The organism is Streptomyces sp. NPDC008150 (assembly GCF_042956945.1).
Lineage (GTDB): Bacteria > Actinomycetota > Actinomycetes > Streptomycetales > Streptomycetaceae > Streptomyces.
Genome location: NZ_JBIBHJ010000005.1, coordinates 270,432 through 289,734 on the forward strand (window position 1 = coordinate 270,432; position 19,303 = coordinate 289,734).

The window sequence follows — 19,303 nt, forward strand, 5'->3', positions numbered from 1 at the left end:
TAGGGGTGCCCGGGGTTCGGGAGGCACGGGTGCCCGGGAGGCAGGGTCCGCCACCGCTCAGGCCGCCGCCCCGAGGTCCGCCCTGTCCCCCATCACCACCACCGGGTGCAGCTTCGGGTCCAGCGTGCGCAGCAGGTACGCCATCGCCGGCTCGGGCAGGCTGACGCAGGCGGAGGTTCCGCTGCCGTGGTCCATGTGCAGCCAGATGCCGCCGCCCTTGTCCTGCCCCTGCGGGCGGACCGGGTCGTTCGGCGCGGTCCCCCTGACGCGGTTGTAGTCGATCGCGATCACGTAGTCGAAGTCGTGCCAGTAGGCGCGCGGCCAGCCGTGCGGCGCGGCGAACGCGGCCGAGCGCGTGTACGGGAGGGACGAGCCCGCGGCCGGGTCGGCCGCCGGGGCCGGCAGCACCCCGCCCGCGTCGCTGAGCGTGAAGACACCCACGGGGCTGCGCTTGTCGTTCTCGTGATGGTCGAGGGTCCAGCCCCTCCTGCCGTTGTGCGCGTCCCAGCTCCGCGCCGGGCGCCACCGCCCGTCCCGCGCCGCGCCGCCGCTTTTCGCGGCACCCCTCGTGTAGAGCACCGCCGTGGAGCGCGCCGAGTCCTTCCCGTCGCCGTACACCGCGAGAACCTGGCGCGAGTCCGTGGGGACGCGTCCGCCCAGCCGGTCGCCGACCCCGGGGATCCGCGTCGTCCCCACGGTGCCGGGAGCGGTGGCACGGGCTCCCCCGGCGGACGGCGAACTGCCGCCCGGCGCCCTGCCGTTGTCGTCGCCCGGGGCGTTCGTGGCACCGCACGCCGACAGCAGACCCACCAGGACACCGCAGGCGGCCGCGGCGACGGCGGTACGTCGTGGACAGAAAATCACCATCCGTCCATGGTGGCACCCGGGCACCGGACGCCCGGCCCACGCGCCCCGCTCGGTACGGCGGTTGACGGCCCCTCATGCCCCACGGGTCACGGACGGTGACCCACCCCGGCCGTGTGACCTGCGGACACCCACCCCGACAATGTTCGGAGCGGTGAGAATCCCTACCGAAAACCGCTTGCCCGCGGGGACTCCGCGCGGCGAACCTGTCACAGGCTGTCGCCGACGCGAGACCCGTCCGTCCCCTGAACGCGAACAACCGCGAACGCACACGAAACCGCTGGGAATTCATGCAAATCCAAGATCTTCCGTATCCGGACCCCGGCGTGCCCGACACGCGTTCGGGCGCTCGCTTCCTGTGGTGGCTGGAGAAGAACCAACTGGGCGGCCAGCTCAAGGCGCTGGCCTGGGGGCTGCTGCACTTCGGATCGGTCTCCGCGCTGCCGCTGGGCGTCGGCCTCGCCGTGCAGGCCGTCGTCGACGGCTCGGGCGCCGCACTCCTGCGCGCCGGAGGGGTGCTGGCGCTGTGCTGCGCCGGCAACGCGCTCGGCAGCGTCTTCCTGCACCGCAGCGCTGTCACCAACTGGATCACCGCGGCGGCCCGGGTGCAGCAACTGCTCGCCCGGAAGGCCGCGTTGCTGGGGTCGGCGCTGACCCGGCGGGTCGCGGCGGGCGAGGTGGTGGCCGTGTCCACCGGCGACGTCGAGCGGATCGGCTGGTTCGTCGAGGCCGTCTCCCGGTTCACCGCCGCTGCCCTCACCGTCGTCCTGGTCTGCGTCGGCCTGCTCGTGTACCAGCCGGCGCTGGGCGTCGTGGTCGCCGTCGGGCTGCCCGTACTGGCGCTCACGGTGCTGCCGTTGCTGCCCCGGGCCACCCGGCGCGCGGACATACAGCGGGAGAAGGCCGGCCGGGCCACCGAGCTCGCCTCGGACACCGTCGCCGGACTGCGGGTACTGCGCGGCATCGGGGGCGAGGAACTGTTCCTCGACCGGTACCGCCGCGCCTCGCAGGAGGTGCGGCACGCCGCCGTGCACAACGCCCGTATGTGGTCGCTCATTTCGGGCATCCAGGTACTGCTGCCGGGCCTGGTCCTGATCGCCGTCGTCTGGCAGGGCGTGCACCTGGCCCGCCAGGGCCGGATCACCGTGGGCGAACTCGTCACCGTGTACAGCGCGGTGATGGTGCTCGCGTATCCGCTCCAGCACTTCCAGGAGATCGCGATGGCGTACTCGTTCTCCCGCCCGGCGGCCAAACGCGCCGCCCGCGTACTGGACCTGGAGCGGGCCACCGACGCCGACGGATCCGCCCCCCCCGCCACGGCCGGTACGGGCGACGACGGCGACACGGCGGGCCGCGCGGACGTGCCGGGCCGCGGGGACGCGGCGGACCGCGGGGACACCGCCGGTGCCCGGGAGGACGCGGTCCGCGCGGTGCGCTCCGCGGTGGACGCCGGGGTTCCGGAGGCGTCCGGCGACCTGTACGACCCGGCCACCGGACTGCTCGCGCGGGCAGGGCGGTTCACCGCCGTCGTGTGCGGCGACCCGGACGCGGCGGGGCGGCTCGCGGAGCGCCTCGGCGGACATCCGGCCGACCCGGGCGTCCCGGTGGAGCTGGGCGGGGTGCCGCTCGACGAACTCCCCCTGGAGCAGGCGCGGACCGCGGTCCTCGTGCAGGACAAGGACCCGGTGCTGCTCTCCGGTTCCCTGCGCGAACTGCTCGACGTGCCCGCCTCCGGGAAGATCAGCACCGAGCAGGCCCTGGACGCCGCCCAGTGCGGCGACGTGCTCGCCGCCCTGGCGCAGGTCTCCCCCGACGTGTCCGACCCGCTGGACACCCGCATCACCGAACGCGGACGCTCCCTGTCGGGGGGCCAGCGCCAGCGGCTCGCCCTGGCCCGCTCGTTGATCACCGACCCGCAGGTGCTGGTGCTGGACGAGCCGACCTCGGCCGTCGACTCGCACACCGAGGCCCGTGTCGCGGAGGGGCTGCGGGAACTGCGGTCCGGACGCACCACCGTCGTGTTCGCCTCCTCCCCGCTGCTTCTGGACCGCGCGGACCGGGTGGTGCTCGTCCAGGACGGCACGGTGGTGGCCGAGGGCGTCCACCGCGAACTGCTGCACTCGGACCTCCGGTACCGGGCGGTCGTGACCCGGGAGACCGACGAGGAGACGGCTCTCCTGGCGACGGCGCGCGAGCACCTGACGACGACGGCCGCCGCGACCGCGACGGCCACCATGACGGAAGAGATCGAGGAGACGGCGTGATCGGCGTGGCACCGCCCCCGTACGACCCGGCGGCACCGACGACGGCGAGCACCCTGCCCGTCGGTTCCCCGGCGACGGTCCGGGCCTACGTGGTGGAGATGTTCCGCCGGCACCGGCGCGCCTTCCTGGTGCTGATCGGCGTCAACACCGTCGCGGTCATCGCCTCGATGGTGGGGCCGTACCTGCTCGGCGACCTCGTGGAGCGGGTCTCGGACGGATCCCACGAGCTGCGGCTGGGGCTGACCCTGACGCTGTTCGCCGTCGCGCTCGTGGTGCAGGGCGCGTTCGTGCAGCAGGTACGGATGCGCGGCGCCGTGCTCGGCGAGGAGATGCTCGCCGACCTGCGCGAGGACTTCCTGGTGCGGTCCGTCGGACTGCCCCCGGGCGTGCTGGAACGGGCCGGCACCGGTGACCTGCTGTCCCGGATCACCACCGACATCGACCGCCTCGCCGAGGCGATGCGGGAGGCCGTGCCGCAGCTGGCGATCGGCGTGGTGTGGGTTCTGCTGCTGCTCGGCGGGCTCGTCGTCACGGCACCGGCGCTCGCTCCGGCGGTGCTGGTCGCGGTACCCCTGCTCGTGGTCGGCTGCCGCTGGTACTTCAAGCGGGCCCCCGCCGGATACCGCGCGGAGGCCGCCGGGTACGCCGCCGTGGCCGGGGCCCTCGCCGAAACCGTGGACGCGGGCCGGACCGTCGAGGCGCACCGCCTCGGCGAGCGCCGGATCGCCCTGTCCGAGCAGCGGGTCAAGGAATGGACCGCGTGGGAGCGCTACACCCTGTGGCTGCGCTCGGTCCTCTTCCCGGTGGTCGAGGTCACCAACGGCATCGTCCTCGGCTCGGTCCTGATGATCGGCGGCTTCTTCGTCCTCCAGGGCTGGATCGGCGTCGGCCAGCTCACGACGGGCGCGCTCATCGCGCAGATGCTCGTCGAGCCGGTCGGCATGATCCTGCGGTGGTACGACGAGCTCCAGGTGGCGCAGGTGTCGCTGGCCCGCCTTGTCGGCGTCCGGGAGATCGAGCCGGACTCCGGCGACGCGGACGTGCGGCCCCGGGGCCGCGACGTGCACGCCGACGGGGTCCACTTCGGCTACCTGGAGGGCGTGGACGTGCTGCGGGAGATCTCCCTGCGCGTCAGTCCGGGGACCCGGGTGGCCCTCGTCGGGCCGTCCGGCGCCGGCAAGTCCACACTGGGTCGCCTGCTGGCCGGGATCTACGCGCCGCGCGACGGCCGGATCACCCTGGGCGGCGCCGAGCTGTCCCGCATGCCGGCGGAGCAGGTCCGCTCGCACGTGGCGCTGGTCAACCAGGAGCACCACGTCTTCGTGGGGTCCCTGCGCGACAACCTGCTCCTCGCGCGCACGGACGCCGCCGACGGCGACCTGTGGAACGCCCTCGGCGCGGTCGCCGCCGAGGACTGGGCCCGCGCGCTCGACGACGGCCTCGACACCGAGGTCGGCTCGGGCGGTCTCGCCCTCACCCCGGCCCAGGCGCAGCAGATCGCGCTGGCCCGTCTCGTCCTGGCCGATCCGCACACGCTGGTGCTGGACGAGGCGACCTCGCTGCTCGACCCGCGGGCGGCCCGCCACCTGGAGCGCTCGCTGGCCCGCGTCCTCGACGGCCGGACCGTCGTGGCCATCGCGCACCGCCTGCACACCGCCCACGACGCGGACGTCATCGCCGTCGTCGAGAGCGGGCGGATCAGCGAGCTGGGCGGCCACGACGAACTCGTGGGCGCCGACGGCGCGTACGCGGCGCTGTGGCGGTCGTGGCACGGGTGATCCGCTCCGGGCGCGGCCACGGCCGCGCCCGGTGACGGGGCCGTGCCGTTGCGCACCCCCGAACGGGGATGGAAGGCTGGTCGCAGGCACAGCGCCACGAGGCACCGGGCCGCACGTGCCGGGCACCCGTCCGGCACCTGCCGGACGCGTCCGTTGTACCGTGCTCACGGCCCCGCCGAGCCCCGGCGGAACCGGGCCCGTCCCCAATTCCTGGAGGTTCCCGTGGACAGCGCCGACGGATGGGGAGACGACGTCTACCAGCCGGACGGGTCGGAGATCCAGGAGGACGCCGGCCTGCTCGACGCCGAGGACACCCTGGACGACGACGGTGTCGAGGACCCGCTGGACCGCGGCTGGTCGCCGCCGGAGCGCCCGTGGGGCGTGGAGCACGACGGCGTGACCGCGGCGGAGGCCCTTCGGGGCGAGACCCTCGACCAGCGTCTCGCCGAGGAGGTGCCCGACACCGTCGCCCCCGACGGGGACGGTCTCGGTGACGCCGAGGGCACCGACGGGGAGCTGTGGGACGACGAGGTGGGCTCGGCCCGCTCCGGACGCCTCGTGGCTCCCGACGAGGGAACCCACGAGGACGACGAGAGTGCCCTGGTCGCCACCGACGTGGGCATCGACGGCGCCGCCGCCTCCGCCGAGGAGGCCGCCATGCACGTCGTCGACGAGGACGCGCCGCTGCGCTGAGCCGGACCGGCCGCCCCGGCCGGGACCGTCGCCGGCGGGAAGCGCCCGGCCGGCGGGAGGCCCTTCGCCCCCGGAGGACCTCCCGCCGGCCGGGACCGAGCAGGACGAGCGGGAGGAGCAGCCATGCAGAACGACAAGCAGCCCGACTACGGTCCGGTGGTCTTCCGGGACCGCAGCGCCGGATACGCCTTCCTGACCCGGTCGACCGCGACCAGTTCGCAGACCATCGAGTGGGACGACGGCGAGACGTACCCGGTGGTGGACGTGGAGATCTCCTCGGAGAGCCACCCCTTCTACACCGGCAAGGCCCGCACCGTGGACTCCGAGGGCCGCGTCGCCCGGTTCGAACGGCGCTACGGCGACGGTTCGGCCGGGGCTTCCGAAGGCTCCTGAACCGCTGGTCCCCGCGGGTGCGCGGCACGCGCACCCGCGGGCCGGCGTCAGATGAAGTTCAGCGCCGCGGCGCAGCCGATGCCGCCGAGCACCATGAACACCGGCATCAGCACCTTGAGCTCGACCCAGCTTCCGGCACGGAACCGCATCGCCTTCGGCGGTCCGATCGGGTACCAGCGCCTGCGTCCCAGCGGTATAGGCCACAGCACGGGGCAGCCGGACACCGTCAGCGCGTCCCCGATGCAGTGCACCAGCGAGCCGAGCAGGATCGGCAGGCCCAGCCACAGGTACTGCTGGCCCGAGCCGGTGAACAGCCACCCGGAGCCGTTGCCCGGCTCGTCGAGTATCCCGGCGACGATCCACGACGTGGTCGCCGCGAGCAGCCACACCAGCACGTCGCTGCTGGAACCGCGGGCCGCCCGCCACAGCAGACCCTCGATCGCCAGCACCATGTGCACGAAGAGGATCGCCAGCACCGCCCAGCGTCCGCCGACGATCGCGAGGCCCGACGCCGCGGCGCCGGTGAGCACCGCCCACACCCAGGTGTGCGTCAGCGTGCGGTGTCCGCCGTTGCGGCGCGGGTCGCCCGCCATGCGCGTCGCCTTGTAGACGGCGTAGGAGAGCTTGTCGACGATCTCGCAGACCCAGCGCGAGACCGGACCGAAGGAACGCGAGATGGTCGCCGACTTGTGGTCCAGGTCGGGGGCGAGGGCCGCGCCCGCGCAGATCAGCGCCCCGGTCAGCAGGACCGGCCACGGCATCGCGTGTCCGGCCGCGGCGGTGGCCGCCCCGATACCCAGCCAGGCCGCTGCGCCCGACAGTGAGTGTGCTGGTCCCATCATGAGCGTTTCCCGCCCCATTCCTCTTGTGCCACTGGTGAGTTGCCCCGGTGCGCTGACGCCTCGTCGGCGACACAGCGTAGCGTTCCCGATCTTCGTGCCCGAAGCCGATTCCCCCCTCGGCCTCCCCGGCAGGCAAGATGGTGGGGTGACCCTCATCGATCAGCTGCCGCCCACCCCCGACGCCGACGCCCTGTACGACGCATTCGAGTCGTGGTCGACGGAGCGGGGCCTGACCCTCTACCCGCACCAGGAGGAGGCGCTGATCGAGGTGGTCTCGGGTGCGAACGTGATCGTCTCGACGCCCACCGGGTCCGGCAAGAGCATGATCGCCGCGGGTGCGCACTTCGCGGCACTGGCCCGCGACGAGGTCACCTTCTACACCGCGCCGATCAAGGCGCTCGTCTCCGAGAAGTTCTTCGAGCTGTGCAAGATCTTCGGCACGGAGAACGTCGGCATGCTGACCGGTGACGCCTCCGTCAACGCCGACGCGCCCGTCATCTGCTGCACCGCCGAGGTGCTGGCGTCCATCGCGCTGCGCGACGGCAAGAACGCCGACGTCGGCCAGGTCGTCATGGACGAGTTCCACTTCTACGCGGAGGGCGACCGCGGCTGGGCCTGGCAGATCCCGATCCTCGAACTCCCGCAGGCCCAGTTCGTGCTGATGTCGGCCACGCTCGGCGACGTGTCCTTCTTCGAGCAGGACCTCACCCGCCGCACCGGCCGGCCCACCTCGGTGGTGCGCTCCGCCACGCGCCCGGTGCCGCTCTCCTACGAGTACCGCTTCACCCCGATGACGGAGACGCTCACCGACCTGCTGGAGACGCGGCAGGCACCGGTGTACATCGTGCACTTCACGCAGGCCCAGGCGGTCGAGCGGGCGCAGGCGCTGATGAGCATCAACATGTGCACCCGGGAGGAGAAGGAACGCATCGCCGACCTCATCGGCGCGTTCCGGTTCACCACCAAGTTCGGGCGCAACCTGTCGCGTTACGTGCGGCACGGCATCGGGGTGCACCACGCGGGCATGCTGCCGAAGTACCGGCGCCTGGTCGAGAAGCTCGCGCAGGCGGGCCTGTTGAAGGTCATCTGCGGCACGGACACCCTCGGGGTCGGCGTCAACGTCCCCATCCGCACCGTGCTGTTCACCGCGCTCACCAAGTACGACGGCACCCGTGTGCGCACGCTGCGGGCGCGCGAGTTCCACCAGATCGCGGGACGGGCCGGCCGGGCCGGGTTCGACACGGCGGGTCTCGTCGTCGCGCAGGCCCCCGAACACGTCATCGAGAACGAGAAGGCGCTGGCCAAGGCGGGCGACGACCCCAAGAAGCGGCGCAAGGTCGTCCGCAAGAAGGCCCCGGAGGGCTTCGTCGCCTGGTCGGAGAGCACCTTCGAGAAGCTCATCGGCGCCGAGCCGGAACCGCTGACCTCCCGCTTCCGCGTCACGCACACCATGCTGCTCTCGGTGATCGCGCGCCCCGGCAACGCCTTCGACGCGATGCGGCACCTGCTGGAGGACAACCACGAGCCGCGCAAGCAGCAGTTGCGGCACATCCGGCGGGCCATCGCGATCTACCGCTCGCTGCTGGACGGCGGCATCGTGGAGAAGCTCGACGAGCCGGACGCCGAGGGACGCATCGTGCGGCTCACGGTCGACCTCCAGCAGGACTTCGCGCTGAACCAGCCGCTGTCCACCTTCGCGCTCGCCGCGTTCGAACTCCTCGACCCCGAGTCGCCCTCCTACGCCCTGGACCTGGTGTCCGTGGTCGAGTCCACGCTCGACGACCCGCGGCAGATCCTGGCCGCCCAGCAGAACAAGGCGCGCGGCGAGGCCGTGGCGGCGATGAAGTCCGACGGCGTCGAGTACGAGGAGCGCATGGAGCGCCTCCAGGACGTGACCTACCCGAAGCCCCTGGAGGAGCTGCTCTTCCACGCGTACGACACGTACCGCAAGAGCCACCCGTGGGTGGGCGACCACCCGCTGTCCCCGAAGTCGGTCGTCCGCGACATGTACGAACGGGCCATGACCTTTACCGAGTTGGTGTCCCACTACGAACTCGCCCGCACCGAGGGCATCGTGCTGCGGTACCTCGCCGGCGCCTTCAAGGCCCTCGACCACACCGTCCCCGACGACCTCAAGTCGGAGGACCTCCAGGACCTCATCGCCTGGCTCGGCGAGACCGTCCGCCAGGTCGACTCCAGTCTGCTCGACGAGTGGGAACAGCTCGCCAACCCGCAGGACATGACGGCCGAGGAGGCCCAGGAGCGGGCCGACCAGGTCAAGCCGGTGACCGCCAACTCCCGCGCCTTCCGGGTCCTCGTGCGCAACGCACTGTTCCGCCGCGTCGAGCTCGCCGCCCTCGACCAGGTCGACCAGCTCGGCGAGCTGGACGGCGAGAACGGCTGGGACGCCGACGCCTGGGGCGAGGCCATGGACCGGTACTGGGACGAGTACGACGACCTCGGCACCGGCCCCGACGCGCGCGGCCCCAAGCTGCTGCTGATCGAGGAGCAGCCCGCAAACGCCCTGTGGCGGGTGCGGCAGATCTTCGACGACCCCAACGACGACCACGACTGGGGCATCAGCGCGGAGGTCGACCTCACGGCCTCCGACGCGGAGGGCCGCGCGGTCCTTCGCATCACCGACGTCGGTCAGCTGTGAGCACAGGAGAGACCCACCGATGAGCAATCCCGCCGACGGCCTCGTCGACCTGCTCGATCTGGAGCAGATCGAGGTCGACATCTTCCGCGGCCGCAGTCCGCAGGAGTCGCTGCAGCGCGTCTTCGGCGGCCAGGTGGCCGGCCAGGCCCTGGTCGCGGCCGGGCGCACCACCGACCGCGAACGGCCCGTGCACTCGCTGCACGCGTACTTCCTGCGCCCGGGGCGGCCGGGCGTGCCGATCGTGTACCAGGTGGAACGCGTCCGTGACGGGCGCTCCTTCACGACCCGCCGGGTGACGGGGGTCCAGCAGGGACGCACGATCTTCAATCTGACCGCCTCCTTCCACAAGCCCGAGGTCGGGAGTTTCGAGCACCAGTTGCCGCCCGCCCGCGTGGTGCCGGACCCGGAGTCCCTGCCGACCGTGTCGGAGGAGGTCCGGGAACATCTGGGCGCGCTGCCGGAGCAGCTGGAGCGGATGGCCCGCCGCCAGCCCTTCGACATCCGTTACGTCGACCGGCTGCGCTGGACCGCCGAAGAGATCAAGGGCGCCGAGCCGCGCAGCGCGGTGTGGATGCGGGCGGTCGGACCGCTCGGCGACGATCCGCTCGTGCACACCTGCGCGTTGACGTACGCGAGTGACATGACGCTGCTGGACGCCGTCCGCATCCCGGTGGAGCCGCTGTGGGGTCCGCGGGGCTTCGACATGGCGTCGCTCGACCACGCCATGTGGTTCCACCGGCCGTTCCGCGCGGACGAGTGGTTCCTCTACGACCAGGAGTCGCCGATCGCGACGGGCGGCCGCGGTCTGGCCCGCGGCCGCATCTACGACGTCGAGGGCCGGCTGCTCGTGTCGGTGGTGCAGGAAGGGCTGTTCCGGGCGCTGTAGGGCTCGGCCCCGGGGTGCCGTCGCCCCGGTGGCGCCCCGGGGCCGGACGCGAGTACGGGTGTCGCGTCCGGACGTTGCCGGTGCGGGAGGCGGAGCCGGGCGATCAGCCGGCGTGGGCGGGTCCGCCCGGGTTGCGGCCGGGGCGGACCCGGAAGCGGCGGTCCCGGGATCGGCTCCGCCTCCGGGCCCGCGGCGGCAACCGTCGCGGGGTCGGGGTCCGGCACCGGGTCGTGGATCCGGGCGGCGGCCACCGCGTGCCGCAACTCGGCCACCAGCAGGGCGACTTCGTCCGACTCTCGGGCGGTCATCAGGATCTCCGCGAGCTGCGCCGCGGGCGAGCCGGGCGCGCCGTGGTCGGGACGAGGGGGGCGGCACCGCTCCAAGTGGGTCCGGTCGCGGCGGTCGGGAACGGCTCGGGCCACCTCGACCGGGTCGAGCAGGGAGGCCACCGCGGCTGCCCGCTCCCACGGCCCGTGGGCGGCGTCGGTCAGTGAACACAGGTGCCGGGTGCGCCAGTTGCGCGGTCGGAGGTCCAGCCCGGTGATCAGCTGGTCCCGCAGCGCCGTGGGCATGCGCCCCGCGAGCAGCGCCGCGTGCTCGGAGCGGGCGCCGAACACGCGCAGTTCCTCCGTGGGATAGAGCCAGACCACCGTGCGGTAGCGGTTGACGCGGAAGGTCGCCGGGGACAGCAGGCCCAGTCGCGCGAGCCGCCCGAAGCGTCCCGGCGCGATGCCCAGCAGGGCCGCCCCGTCCCTGGTTCCCGCGGTCTCGGTGCGCAGGCGCAGCCCGCGCGGGAAGTCCGGCTCGGCGCGCAGCCGCTCGATCTCGGTGCGGGCGACGCGGGCGCCGCTCCCGTCCGGGGCGGGCAGGGTGCGGATGTGACCGAGGCTGACTCCGGCCTCGAACGCACTTCTGCCGAGGGCGAGTTCACGTGCCGCCCGATGGGTCGTGAGGACGGCCGGGCCGGGCGGGCCAGAGGTCTTGGCCCGCGAACCGGGCGCGGATGTGCGGATGGTGACAGGCATGGTCGTCTCCCCCGTGGAGTGGTCCTGGGCTCGGGCCGAGTTCTCCGGCCCACGGGAAAAACCGTAGCCCCGACCGGGCATTTCGGGGCAAGCCTGTGGATAACTCCGCATCGACGGGAAACCCGCAGCTCAGGGCGCCGTGCGGCGACACAGAACACCAGCGGGGTCCGTGGGGAGCCGGGGGGAAGGAGCCGGGAGTCCAGGTGTCTCGGCGTCCTGGAATCTCTGAAATCCCGGGATTTCAGAGGTCCTTGGCCGTCGTCCTCTCCGGCTGCCGCGCGTCCACGCCGAGGTGCTCGCCGACCCTGTTGACGAGCAGGGTCATCTCGTAGGCGATGCGCCCGAAGTCGGCCTCCGCGCCGCTGAGCACACACAGACAACTGCCGCTGCCCGCCGCCGTGACGAACAGCACCGCGTCGTCGAACTCGATCATCGTCTGACGGACCTGACCGGCGCCGAAGTGGCGTCCCGAGCCCTGCGCGAGGCTGTGCAGTCCCGACGAGACGGCCGCGAGGTGTTCGGCGTCGTCACGGCGCAGCCCCGTGCTCGCGCCGGTCACCAGGCCGTCGTTGGAGAGCACCATCGCGTGCCGTACGTGTTCGACGCGCTGGGTCAGGTCGTCCAGCAACCAGCCCAGGCCCCGCTTGTGCGCCATCATGCGATCCCCCTGTCGAGTCTCCCCCTGGCTGGAGGATTCCCCGCAAGCCTTCACCACGACCGCGGTCGCGGCAAGGAGGATGGTGACATGGCACAGAAGATGACCGACGAAGAGTGGCAGGCGTTCATTTCGGCGGGCACGCGCACCGCGAAACTGTCGACCGTGCGGGCCGACGGCAGCCCGCACGTGGCGCCCATCTGGTTCCTGCTCGACGGCACGGACGTGGTGTTCAACACCGGGAAGGACACCGTGAAGGGCCGCAACCTCGCCCGTGACGGCAGGGTCGCCCTGTGTGTGGACGACGACCGGCCGCCGTTCGGTTTCGTGGTCCTCCAGGGCCGGGCGGACCTCTCCGAGGACCTGGCGGACGTACGCGCGTGGGCCACCCGTATCGCGGCCCGGTACATGGGCGCGGAGCGCGCGGAGGAGTTCGGGGCCCGCAACGGCGTACCGGGCGAACTCCTCGTGCGCGTACGGGTGGAGAAGGTCCTGGCGCAGGCGGACGTCGCCGAGTAGGGCCCCGCGCGACAGGGACTGGCCGGTCGGCCCACCGGGTCAGCCCACCGAGTCGAGGAGCCGGGCGGTGTGCATCCGCCCGGCGTACTCGACGAGCCGGATGAGCACCTCCTTGCCCGAGTCGCGATCCCGGGCGTCGCACAGCACGACCGGGGTTCCGCGGTCGAGGTCGAGGGCACCCGCCACGTCCTGCGCGCCGTATCCGCGCGTACCGCCGAAGCAGTTGACGGCGACGACGAACGGGATGCGCCGGTGCTCGAAGTAGTCCACCGCGGGGAAGCAGTCGGCGAGGCGCCGCGTGTCCGCCAGGACGACCGCTCCCAGCGCGCCCTGCGCCAGTTCGTCCCAGAGGAACCAGAAGCGGTCCTGGCCGGGCGTCCCGAAGAGGTAGAGGGACAGCCCGGAACGGATGGTGATCCGCCCGAAGTCCATGGCCACCGTGGTGGTGACCTTCCGGTCGACGCCGTCCGTGTCGTCGACGAACCGGCCCGCCTCGCTGAGCAGTTCCTCGGTGCGCAGCGGGCGGATCTCGCTGACGGCTCCGACCAGGGTGGTCTTGCCGACCCCGAAGCCGCCGGCCACGAGGATTTTCAGGGCCAGGGCGGACGTGTCGCCTTCCTCGGCGTCCACACGCTCGGAGACCATCGATCACTTCTCTCGGTCGTGTCTGCAACGGCCGGTGTCGGCCGCTGGTGCGGCGCCGGCTCACGGACGGTGCCCGTGTGCCGGGCGACGCGGTTCGCCGGGTCAGGTCAGCATCATGACGACCGGCACCGCTCCCGGCGGGCCGGGACCGCATTCCGCCGGATGTGACCGGCGCGGACCGGCCCGGACCGGTCGTGTCCGCACGGTGCGCGATTCGGGAGTGCTGCCGGACACACGTGCGCCTGTGTTCGTTTCGCGGGTCCCGCCCCGCTCCCCGGCCGCCGCATCGCGTGCGGTCGTCCGCCTACAGTGCCCGCAGCCCGTCGATCACCTCGCCCAGGATGCGTCCGTCCGGCAGCCGGGTGGGCGGCACCGGGCTGCGCACGGTGACCGTGCCGCTCTCCAGGAGGTCGCCGACCAGCACCCTGACGACACCGACGGGAAGGTCGGTACCGGCGGCGAGTTCGGCCACCGACTGCACCTCGGCGCGGCACAGTTCGACGATCGCCCGGTGTTCCGGCCCGAGCGCGGCCCCGGGCGCGAAGTCGGTGCCCGTCCCGGAACCGGCCGCTCCCGGACCGCCGGCCCGGGGCCCGCCCGTCCCGGGCCCGTCCACGACGAGTGCGACGAGCGCGATCACGTCGAACCGCGCACCCTCCGGACCGGAGCTGGTCCGCCCGCCCGTCATCGCGTACGGGCGCACGAGCGGGCCGGCCTCGCCGTCGTACCACTGGCTGCCCTGTTCGCAACGGGGCCCGGCGCTGTCCTCGGTCATGTCCGTGCCCCGCCGGTCAGCCGGCGACCGGGGGCCGGGCCACGAGGCGGGGTTCGGTGCCGAGGTGCTCACCGACGCGCCGCACCAGGCGGGCCATCTCGTAGGCGACGAGGCCCACGTCGGCCGTGACGGACGTCAGGAGGGCGAGGCAGGACCCGTCGCCCGCCGCCGCGACGAAGAGGAAGCCGTCGTCCATCTCCACCACGGTCTGGCGCACGCCGCCGGTGCCGAAGTGGCGGCCGGCGCCCTTGGCGAGACTGTGGAAGCCGGAGGCGACCGCCGACAGATGCTCGGCGTCCTCGCGCGCGAGGTCGCTGGAGGCGCCCGAGGCGAGACCGTCGCTGGACAGCACCACCGCGTGCCGTACGTCCTTCACCCGCGCCACCAGGTCGTCGAGCAGCCAGTCGAGTTCGCCCGACCGGCGGGCGGTCCGGGTGTTCGGTTCGTGGATCATGCGGGTTCTCCTTCGTCGCTCCCGCCGCCCGGCCGGGAAGCGGTGCCGCGGCCGGGCGGGCGGCCGCCTCCGCGTGCCCAGCCGGCTCGGTAGGCGGTCATGCGGTCGCGTACGGCCTCCGGTGTGCGCAGGTCGTCGTGCGGATCGTCGGGGGCGGTCTCCTTGGGGCGCGGTTCGCGCAGTTGGGGGGCGAGGTTCGCCTGGCGGACGCGGTGGGGCAGGTCCTCCGCGGTGTCGGGAAGGCCCCGGAGGGGTTCGGGGGGTTCCGACGTCCGGTGCGGGCGCAGGGCGGTGACGCCGGGCTGCGCCGCGGGCCGCTTCGGCCGCGGCGTCCGAGGTGGAGCGGCCAGCACGGACGCCGGGGCGCTGCCGGGGACGGCGCCCGGGACGGCCGTCTGCGGCGCCGCCGTCCCCACCACGCGCGCCGGGCCGAGGGACGGGGGCGGCTCCGCGCCCGCCCGCGGGTCGGGCGCCGGCGTCCGCTCCGGCGGGGCGCCGTCGTGCAGCAGGGCGGTCGGCAGCAGCACCACGGCCGTGGTGCCTCCGTACGGCGACGTCCTGAGGTGCACCTTGATGTCGCGACGGGCCGCGAGCCGGGAGACCACGAAGAGTCCCAGCCGGTCGCTGTCGAACAGGTCGAGGGTCTCGGACTCGCGGATGCGCCGGTTGGCGTCGGCGAGGGCCTCCCGGCTCATGCCGAGGCCCCGGTCCTCCACCTCGACGGCGTACCCGTTCCCTACGTGCTCGCCGGTGATGCGTACGCGCGTGTGCGGCGGGGAGAACTGCGCGGCGTTCTCGACGAGTTCGGCGAGCAGGTGGGTGAGGTCGGCCACGGCCGCGCCGACGACCGCGGCCTCGGGAAGCTCACGCACCTCCACGCGCGCGTAGTCCTCGATCTCGGAGACCGCGGCGCGCACGACGTTGGTCAGCGGGACCGGCCTGCGCCAGGCCCGGCCGGGAGCCGCGCCGGAGAGGATGATCAGGCTCTCCGCGTGGCGCCGCATCCGCGTGGTGAGGTGGTCGAGACGGAACAGGTCGCTGAGCTCGTCGGGGTCGTCGGAGCGTCGTTCCATGCTGTCCAGCAGGTTGAGCTGACGGTGCACGAGGACCTGGCTGCGGCGGGCGAGGTTCACGAAGACGCCGGAGATGCCGCCCGCGAGTTCGGCGCGTTCGGCGGCGGCGCGCAGGGCCGCGCGGTGCACGGTGGCGAGGGCCTCGGCGACCTGGCCCGTCTCGTCCTCGGCGGGCGGGCCCGCCGGTGCCTCGGCGTGGATGTCGATCTCCTCGCCCGCGCGCAGCCGGCCCATCGCGGCGGGGAGTTTGCGGCGGGCTATCTCCAGGGCGCCGTCCCGCAGGTTCACCAGTTCCACGACCAGGCCGCGCCCGATGTCCACCGAGATCACGAGGGAGGCGGCGACGGCGACGAGCCCGAACAGCACCGCCGCGCCGGACGGCGTCAGCAGGCCCCGGGTGAACGGGCCCGTCCTGCCGTGCATGCTCTGATCGGTGCCGGCGTCGATGCCCCGCATGGCGTCCTGTACGCGCGCGTGCGGCCCGTCCCAGGACGCGGTGACCGACGGGGCGAGGGCGCGGGTGCCGGGTTCCGCCGCGAGCACCTGGTTCTCCAGGCCGGTCAGCGCCGTGAACGAGCTGCTGGTGGCGAGGTCCCGCCAGGCGTCGCGTTCGTCGCCGCGCAGGTCGCCGGCGGCCGCCTCGACGAACGCGCGCCGGGCTCCCGCGGCGGCGGCGAACACCTGCCGGCGCGGCGCGTCGAAGCGGCCGGCGAGACGGGCCCCGGTGAGCGCCACGTCCTCCTGGGCCAACGCCTCGCCGGCGCGGGAGAGTTCGAGCCGCACGCGCGCGTCGGTGCCGGCGCCGGGGTCCGCCTGCGGGGTCGCCGCGGTGAGCGCGCCGACCGCGGCGAACGCGTCGGACACCGTGCGGGTGTACCGCCCGTACGCGTCGTACCAGCCCGTCCGGTGGTCGAGGACGGCCGTGCGCAGCGGGCGGAGGTCCTCCGCGCTCCTCACGAACCTGCCGAGGCGCCGGGCCGCACCGGCCGGGGTCTCGCCGCTGTCGGCCACAGTGCTGTGGCCGCCGAGCCGCAGCGCGGCCACGGCACGGTCGGTGCGGGCGGCGGTCTCCTTCAGGTCACCGGAGCGGGCCGCGGAGGGCTCCGTCGCGTACCGCACGGCGGCGGCCCGTTCGTCCTGGATCGCGGTGACCGCGTCGACGACCGGGAGCCGGATCTCCGCGTCGACCTGCTGTTCGCGGCGCAGCCGGGCGATGTCCTGTGCCGTGCTGACGGTGGCGAACGCCCACAGTGCCAGCAGCGACACGACCGGCACCATCAGGAGACAGACGACCTTGGCTCGCACGGTGCGCGGCCGCAGTCGCCACGCGCCCGTACGGGACGTCGGCGGGCGCCCGGGACGCGGGACTCGGGTGTCCGCGGGTCTCTCGTCGGCGGGTGGTCCGGCGTGCGCGCGGCGTCCCCGTACGGGCACCCGCGCGGGCGTGCCCGAGCCGTGTGCCGGGGTGGTACGCCCGTGCGCAGCCGCCGTGGCCGGCCGTGCCGCCCTAGGGGATGCGCGCATGGGCCTCTCGCCGGGACGTGGTGGGGTCGGCGTGGGCTTCGCCGGCCGCGCCGGGCATGCCGTCGGCCGGGAGGGCGGTGGCCGCTGACGGTGTGGCCGCGGAAGGTGTGGCCGCGGGCGGTGCGTCCGTGTCCGGCGGCGGCCCGTGCCGGGTGTCCGGGAGGGGCTCCGCACCGGTCGGTGACAGGGCGACGAACGCCAGGGTGAGGAAGAGGTACGAGCCCAGACCGACCGCGAGCGGGAACACGAACTGCATGGCCGTGGCGCCCGGCAGCGCGCTTCCCGACGGTGTGACGTGCACGCTCACCGCGAACATCCCGGTGTAGTGCATGCTGCTCACCGCGGCGCCCATGACGAGCGAGGCGGCCGCGACCGCGCGGGGCGAGGTGACGTACAGGCCGGCCCACAGCGCGACGGTGGCCGCGACCACGGCGACCACGACGGAGAGCACCACCAGGACGGGGTCGTAGCTCACGTCGCCGTGCAGCCGCACCGCCGCCATGCCCAGGTAGTGCATGCTCGCGATGCCGAGACCGGTGGTGAGACCGCCCAGCAGCAGGGACCGGTTGCGGTCCCGCCCGTACCCCACGGCGAACACCCCGGCGCACACGACGAGCATGGCGACAGCGAGGCTGAGCACGGTCAGCGGCACGTCGTAACGGATGGCGGTGCCGCCGACCCCGAAGCCGAGCATCGCCACGAAGTGCATCGTCCAGATACCGGTGGCGAACGCGGACGCCGCGGTGAGCAGCCAGTTGCGGCGGGCCCTCCCGGTGGCGCCCAGCGCGCGTGCGGTGCAGCGCAGGCCGAGTGCCGAACCGATGCAGGCCATGGTGTACGACAGCACGGGGGTCAGCCAGCCGAACTCGGCGTGGTCCAGGTGTCCCATGTCCGGGACGCTAGCCACGGCGGGGGCGCACGGCGGAGCGCGCTTCGAAAGGTGCCGCAATCTGACCCGTCCGTGCACCGGGGCGATCACTTCGAGGTCGAACATGCGCACCGCGGGTCGTCCTCACCGGTGAGGAATCATGCGGAACATGAGCGACGACCACACACACGTCCAGGAGTTCTTCTCGGCACGCGCCGCCGACTGGGACCGCAGGTTCCCCGACGACGGACCCGCCTACGCAGCGGCGGTGGCCTCGATGGGGCTGCGGCCGGGGGGCCACGTGCTCGACGCGGGATGCGGCACGGGCCGCGCGCTGCCGCCGCTGCGCACCGCCGTGGGCCCGGACGGGCTGGTCGTCGGCGCCGACCTCACCGAGGCGATGCTCGTCGCGGCGGCACGGGCCGGGCGCGACCGGGCGGGCCGTCTGCTGCTGACCGACGTCGCCTCGCTGCCGCTGCGGACCGCCGCACTCGACGCCGTGTTCGCGGCCGGTCTCGTGGCCCACCTCCCCCGACCCACCGAGAATCTGCGGGAGTTGGGGCGCGTGGTGCGTCCCGGTGGCACGCTGGCGCTGTTCCACCCGATCGGCCGCGCCGCGCTCGCGGCACGCCAGGGCCGCCGGCTCACCCCCGACGACCTGCGCGCCGAGCCCAACCTCCGTACGCTGCTTGCCGGTTCGGGATGGCAGATGACGTCCTACGCCGACGACCCGGACCGCTTCCTGGCGCTCGCCGTGCGCGTCGGCTGACACCGGCGCGGCGGCGGTTCACCGGCGCGGGCGGCCACGGTGCGGGACGCCGACGGCGCCGCCGGACCAGCGCGGGCGCCAGTGACGCGGGTGGCGGCGACCGGCTCGTCCGGTCCCGCCGACGGACTCGACGGGCTGCCGTGAACGGGGGCCCCGCGCGGGGCGGTTGGGGCACGGACCGCAGGCGGGACGGCCTCCCGCCCCTTATGCCACCGGCCCACCGTCTCTACGTTGAGTAGCAGTCGAGGGACTTTCGGCTACCGAGCAAAAGCAGGGAAGGTGTTTCGCATGGCCTCCGTGTTCCGCAGGCTCCGCACGTCCGTCGTCGACCTGATCGGCCCCCCGCGCCCCCGGGAGAAGCGCTCGCAAGGACCCGCACCCGCGAAACGAAGCCCGTACAACCTCTTCGAGGCGGCAGCCGCCTACGTCTCGGCGGCTGCCGAGGACGACCAGGACGGGATCGAGGAGTCGGCGTCCCGGGTGTCGCCCGAGGCGCTCTCCTTCGGAGTGCGCGAGCTCGCCTGCCGCGCGGTGCTGGCGCTGGCGCGGGAGCGCGCCCAGTCCCCGCGGACGGTGGCCCGGGAACTGCTCGGCCTGCCGACCACCTGACCCGGTGG

The 19,303-nt window shown here is 73.6% G+C and carries 18 protein-coding genes; 9 read left to right on the forward strand and 9 right to left on the reverse strand.

Translation table 11 applies throughout. The features are described 5' to 3' along the window. Positions 1-57 precede the first annotated feature (57 nt). On the reverse strand, positions 58-867 hold the full coding sequence (locus tag ACFZA0_RS15330) for a hypothetical protein (RefSeq protein ID WP_391016009.1): 810 nt from the start codon (positions 865-867) through the stop codon (positions 58-60). 287 nt (positions 868-1,154) lie between these two features. Here ACFZA0_RS15330 and ACFZA0_RS15335 point away from each other — a divergent pair, with 287 nt between their 5' ends. From ACFZA0_RS15335 to ACFZA0_RS15350, 4 genes are all read left to right on the forward strand, one after another. Further along, positions 1,155-3,128, forward strand: coding sequence for an ABC transporter transmembrane domain-containing protein (locus tag ACFZA0_RS15335; RefSeq protein ID WP_391016011.1), 1,974 nt, complete (start codon positions 1,155-1,157; stop codon positions 3,126-3,128). After that, complete coding sequence (locus ACFZA0_RS15340; protein ID WP_391016012.1) at positions 3,125-4,906, forward strand: ABC transporter transmembrane domain-containing protein; 1,782 nt, start codon at positions 3,125-3,127, stop codon at positions 4,904-4,906. The genes ACFZA0_RS15335 and ACFZA0_RS15340 overlap by 4 nt, the downstream gene beginning before the upstream one ends. A gap of 222 nt (positions 4,907-5,128) precedes the next feature. Then, on the forward strand, positions 5,129-5,599 hold the full coding sequence (locus ACFZA0_RS15345) for a DUF5709 domain-containing protein (protein WP_391016014.1): 471 nt from the start codon (positions 5,129-5,131) through the stop codon (positions 5,597-5,599). A gap of 123 nt (positions 5,600-5,722) precedes the next feature. Then, on the forward strand, positions 5,723-5,992 hold the full coding sequence (locus ACFZA0_RS15350; RefSeq protein WP_391016016.1) for a type B 50S ribosomal protein L31: 270 nt from the start codon (positions 5,723-5,725) through the stop codon (positions 5,990-5,992). A 47-nt stretch (positions 5,993-6,039) separates the two neighbouring features. Here the strand turns inward: ACFZA0_RS15350 and ACFZA0_RS15355 are convergent, their stop codons facing one another. Further along, entirely contained in the window at positions 6,040-6,834 is a 795-nt protein-coding gene (locus tag ACFZA0_RS15355) for a metal-dependent hydrolase (RefSeq protein ID WP_391016017.1), read from the reverse strand. Between the two features lie 145 nt (positions 6,835-6,979). Here ACFZA0_RS15355 and ACFZA0_RS15360 point away from each other — a divergent pair, with 145 nt between their 5' ends. Further along, a complete protein-coding gene (locus ACFZA0_RS15360) occupies positions 6,980-9,493 on the forward strand; it encodes a DUF3516 domain-containing protein (protein WP_391016019.1) in 2,514 nt (837 codons plus the stop codon). Between the two features lie 19 nt (positions 9,494-9,512). Beyond that, positions 9,513-10,379, forward strand: coding sequence for an acyl-CoA thioesterase domain-containing protein (locus ACFZA0_RS15365; RefSeq protein ID WP_391016021.1), 867 nt, complete (start codon positions 9,513-9,515; stop codon positions 10,377-10,379). Here the strand turns inward: ACFZA0_RS15365 and ACFZA0_RS15370 are convergent. Next, entirely contained in the window at positions 10,316-11,404 is a 1,089-nt protein-coding gene (locus tag ACFZA0_RS15370; protein ID WP_391016023.1) for a DUF6397 family protein, read from the reverse strand. The genes ACFZA0_RS15365 and ACFZA0_RS15370 overlap by 64 nt on opposite strands. A gap of 241 nt (positions 11,405-11,645) precedes the next feature. Next, entirely contained in the window at positions 11,646-12,059 is a 414-nt protein-coding gene (locus tag ACFZA0_RS15375) for a roadblock/LC7 domain-containing protein (protein WP_391016557.1), read from the reverse strand. Between the two features lie 90 nt (positions 12,060-12,149). Between ACFZA0_RS15375 and ACFZA0_RS15380 the strand changes: the two genes are divergently transcribed. After that, on the forward strand, positions 12,150-12,578 hold the full coding sequence (locus ACFZA0_RS15380) for a TIGR03618 family F420-dependent PPOX class oxidoreductase (RefSeq protein ID WP_391016025.1): 429 nt from the start codon (positions 12,150-12,152) through the stop codon (positions 12,576-12,578). A gap of 39 nt (positions 12,579-12,617) precedes the next feature. On the opposite strand, the gene ACFZA0_RS15385 is transcribed toward ACFZA0_RS15380, so the two are convergent. From ACFZA0_RS15385 to ACFZA0_RS15405, 5 genes are all read right to left on the reverse strand, one after another. After that, the gene (locus tag ACFZA0_RS15385; protein WP_391016028.1) at positions 12,618-13,223 is read right to left on the reverse strand and encodes an ATP/GTP-binding protein; all 606 of its coding nucleotides are present in this window, start codon (positions 13,221-13,223) and stop codon (positions 12,618-12,620) included. A 304-nt stretch (positions 13,224-13,527) separates the two neighbouring features. Continuing rightward, a complete protein-coding gene (locus ACFZA0_RS15390) occupies positions 13,528-13,998 on the reverse strand; it encodes a DUF742 domain-containing protein (protein WP_391016030.1) in 471 nt (156 codons plus the stop codon). 16 nt (positions 13,999-14,014) lie between these two features. Then, positions 14,015-14,452 carry a roadblock/LC7 domain-containing protein gene (locus ACFZA0_RS15395; protein WP_391016032.1) on the reverse strand — a complete coding sequence of 146 codons (438 nt, stop codon included), beginning with the start codon at positions 14,450-14,452 and terminating at the stop codon, positions 14,015-14,017. Continuing rightward, a complete protein-coding gene (locus tag ACFZA0_RS15400; RefSeq protein ID WP_391016034.1) occupies positions 14,449-17,049 on the reverse strand; it encodes a nitrate- and nitrite sensing domain-containing protein in 2,601 nt (866 codons plus the stop codon). Before ACFZA0_RS15400 ends, ACFZA0_RS15395 begins: the two co-directional genes overlap by 4 nt. Further along, entirely contained in the window at positions 17,033-17,938 is a 906-nt protein-coding gene (locus ACFZA0_RS15405; protein ID WP_391016036.1) for an MHYT domain-containing protein, read from the reverse strand. Before ACFZA0_RS15405 ends, ACFZA0_RS15400 begins: the two co-directional genes overlap by 17 nt. Positions 17,939-18,086: 148 nt before the next feature. Here ACFZA0_RS15405 and ACFZA0_RS15410 point away from each other — a divergent pair, with 148 nt between their 5' ends. Continuing rightward, entirely contained in the window at positions 18,087-18,686 is a 600-nt protein-coding gene (locus ACFZA0_RS15410) for a methyltransferase domain-containing protein (RefSeq protein ID WP_391016038.1), read from the forward strand. A gap of 288 nt (positions 18,687-18,974) precedes the next feature. Beyond that, complete coding sequence (locus ACFZA0_RS15415) at positions 18,975-19,295, forward strand: hypothetical protein (RefSeq protein WP_391016040.1); 321 nt, start codon at positions 18,975-18,977, stop codon at positions 19,293-19,295. The last annotated feature ends 8 nt before the right edge of the window (positions 19,296-19,303 follow it).

Bases quoted from the DNA above. Each gene is read 5' to 3' on its own strand.
- ACFZA0_RS15330 (WP_391016009.1), bottom strand. From the start codon at position 867: ATGGTGATTTTCTGTCCACGACGTACCGCCGTCGCCGCGGCCGCCTGC.
- ACFZA0_RS15335 (WP_391016011.1), top strand. From the start codon at position 1,155: ATGCAAATCCAAGATCTTCCGTATCCGGACCCCGGCGTGCCCGACACG.
- ACFZA0_RS15350 (WP_391016016.1), top strand. From the start codon at position 5,723: ATGCAGAACGACAAGCAGCCCGACTACGGTCCGGTGGTCTTCCGGGAC.
- ACFZA0_RS15355 (WP_391016017.1), bottom strand. From the start codon at position 6,834: ATGATGGGACCAGCACACTCACTGTCGGGCGCAGCGGCCTGGCTGGGT.
- ACFZA0_RS15365 (WP_391016021.1), top strand. From the start codon at position 9,513: ATGAGCAATCCCGCCGACGGCCTCGTCGACCTGCTCGATCTGGAGCAG.
- ACFZA0_RS15370 (WP_391016023.1), bottom strand. From the start codon at position 11,404: ATGCCTGTCACCATCCGCACATCCGCGCCCGGTTCGCGGGCCAAGACC.
- ACFZA0_RS15375 (WP_391016557.1), bottom strand. From the start codon at position 12,059: ATGGCGCACAAGCGGGGCCTGGGCTGGTTGCTGGACGACCTGACCCAG.
- ACFZA0_RS15380 (WP_391016025.1), top strand. From the start codon at position 12,150: ATGGCACAGAAGATGACCGACGAAGAGTGGCAGGCGTTCATTTCGGCG.
- ACFZA0_RS15385 (WP_391016028.1), bottom strand. From the start codon at position 13,223: ATGGTCTCCGAGCGTGTGGACGCCGAGGAAGGCGACACGTCCGCCCTG.
- ACFZA0_RS15390 (WP_391016030.1), bottom strand. From the start codon at position 13,998: ATGACCGAGGACAGCGCCGGGCCCCGTTGCGAACAGGGCAGCCAGTGG.
- ACFZA0_RS15395 (WP_391016032.1), bottom strand. From the start codon at position 14,452: ATGATCCACGAACCGAACACCCGGACCGCCCGCCGGTCGGGCGAACTC.
- ACFZA0_RS15400 (WP_391016034.1), bottom strand. From the start codon at position 17,049: ATGCGCGCATCCCCTAGGGCGGCACGGCCGGCCACGGCGGCTGCGCAC.
- ACFZA0_RS15405 (WP_391016036.1), bottom strand. From the start codon at position 17,938: ATGGGACACCTGGACCACGCCGAGTTCGGCTGGCTGACCCCCGTGCTG.
- ACFZA0_RS15410 (WP_391016038.1), top strand. From the start codon at position 18,087: ATGAGCGACGACCACACACACGTCCAGGAGTTCTTCTCGGCACGCGCC.
- ACFZA0_RS15415 (WP_391016040.1), top strand. From the start codon at position 18,975: ATGGCCTCCGTGTTCCGCAGGCTCCGCACGTCCGTCGTCGACCTGATC.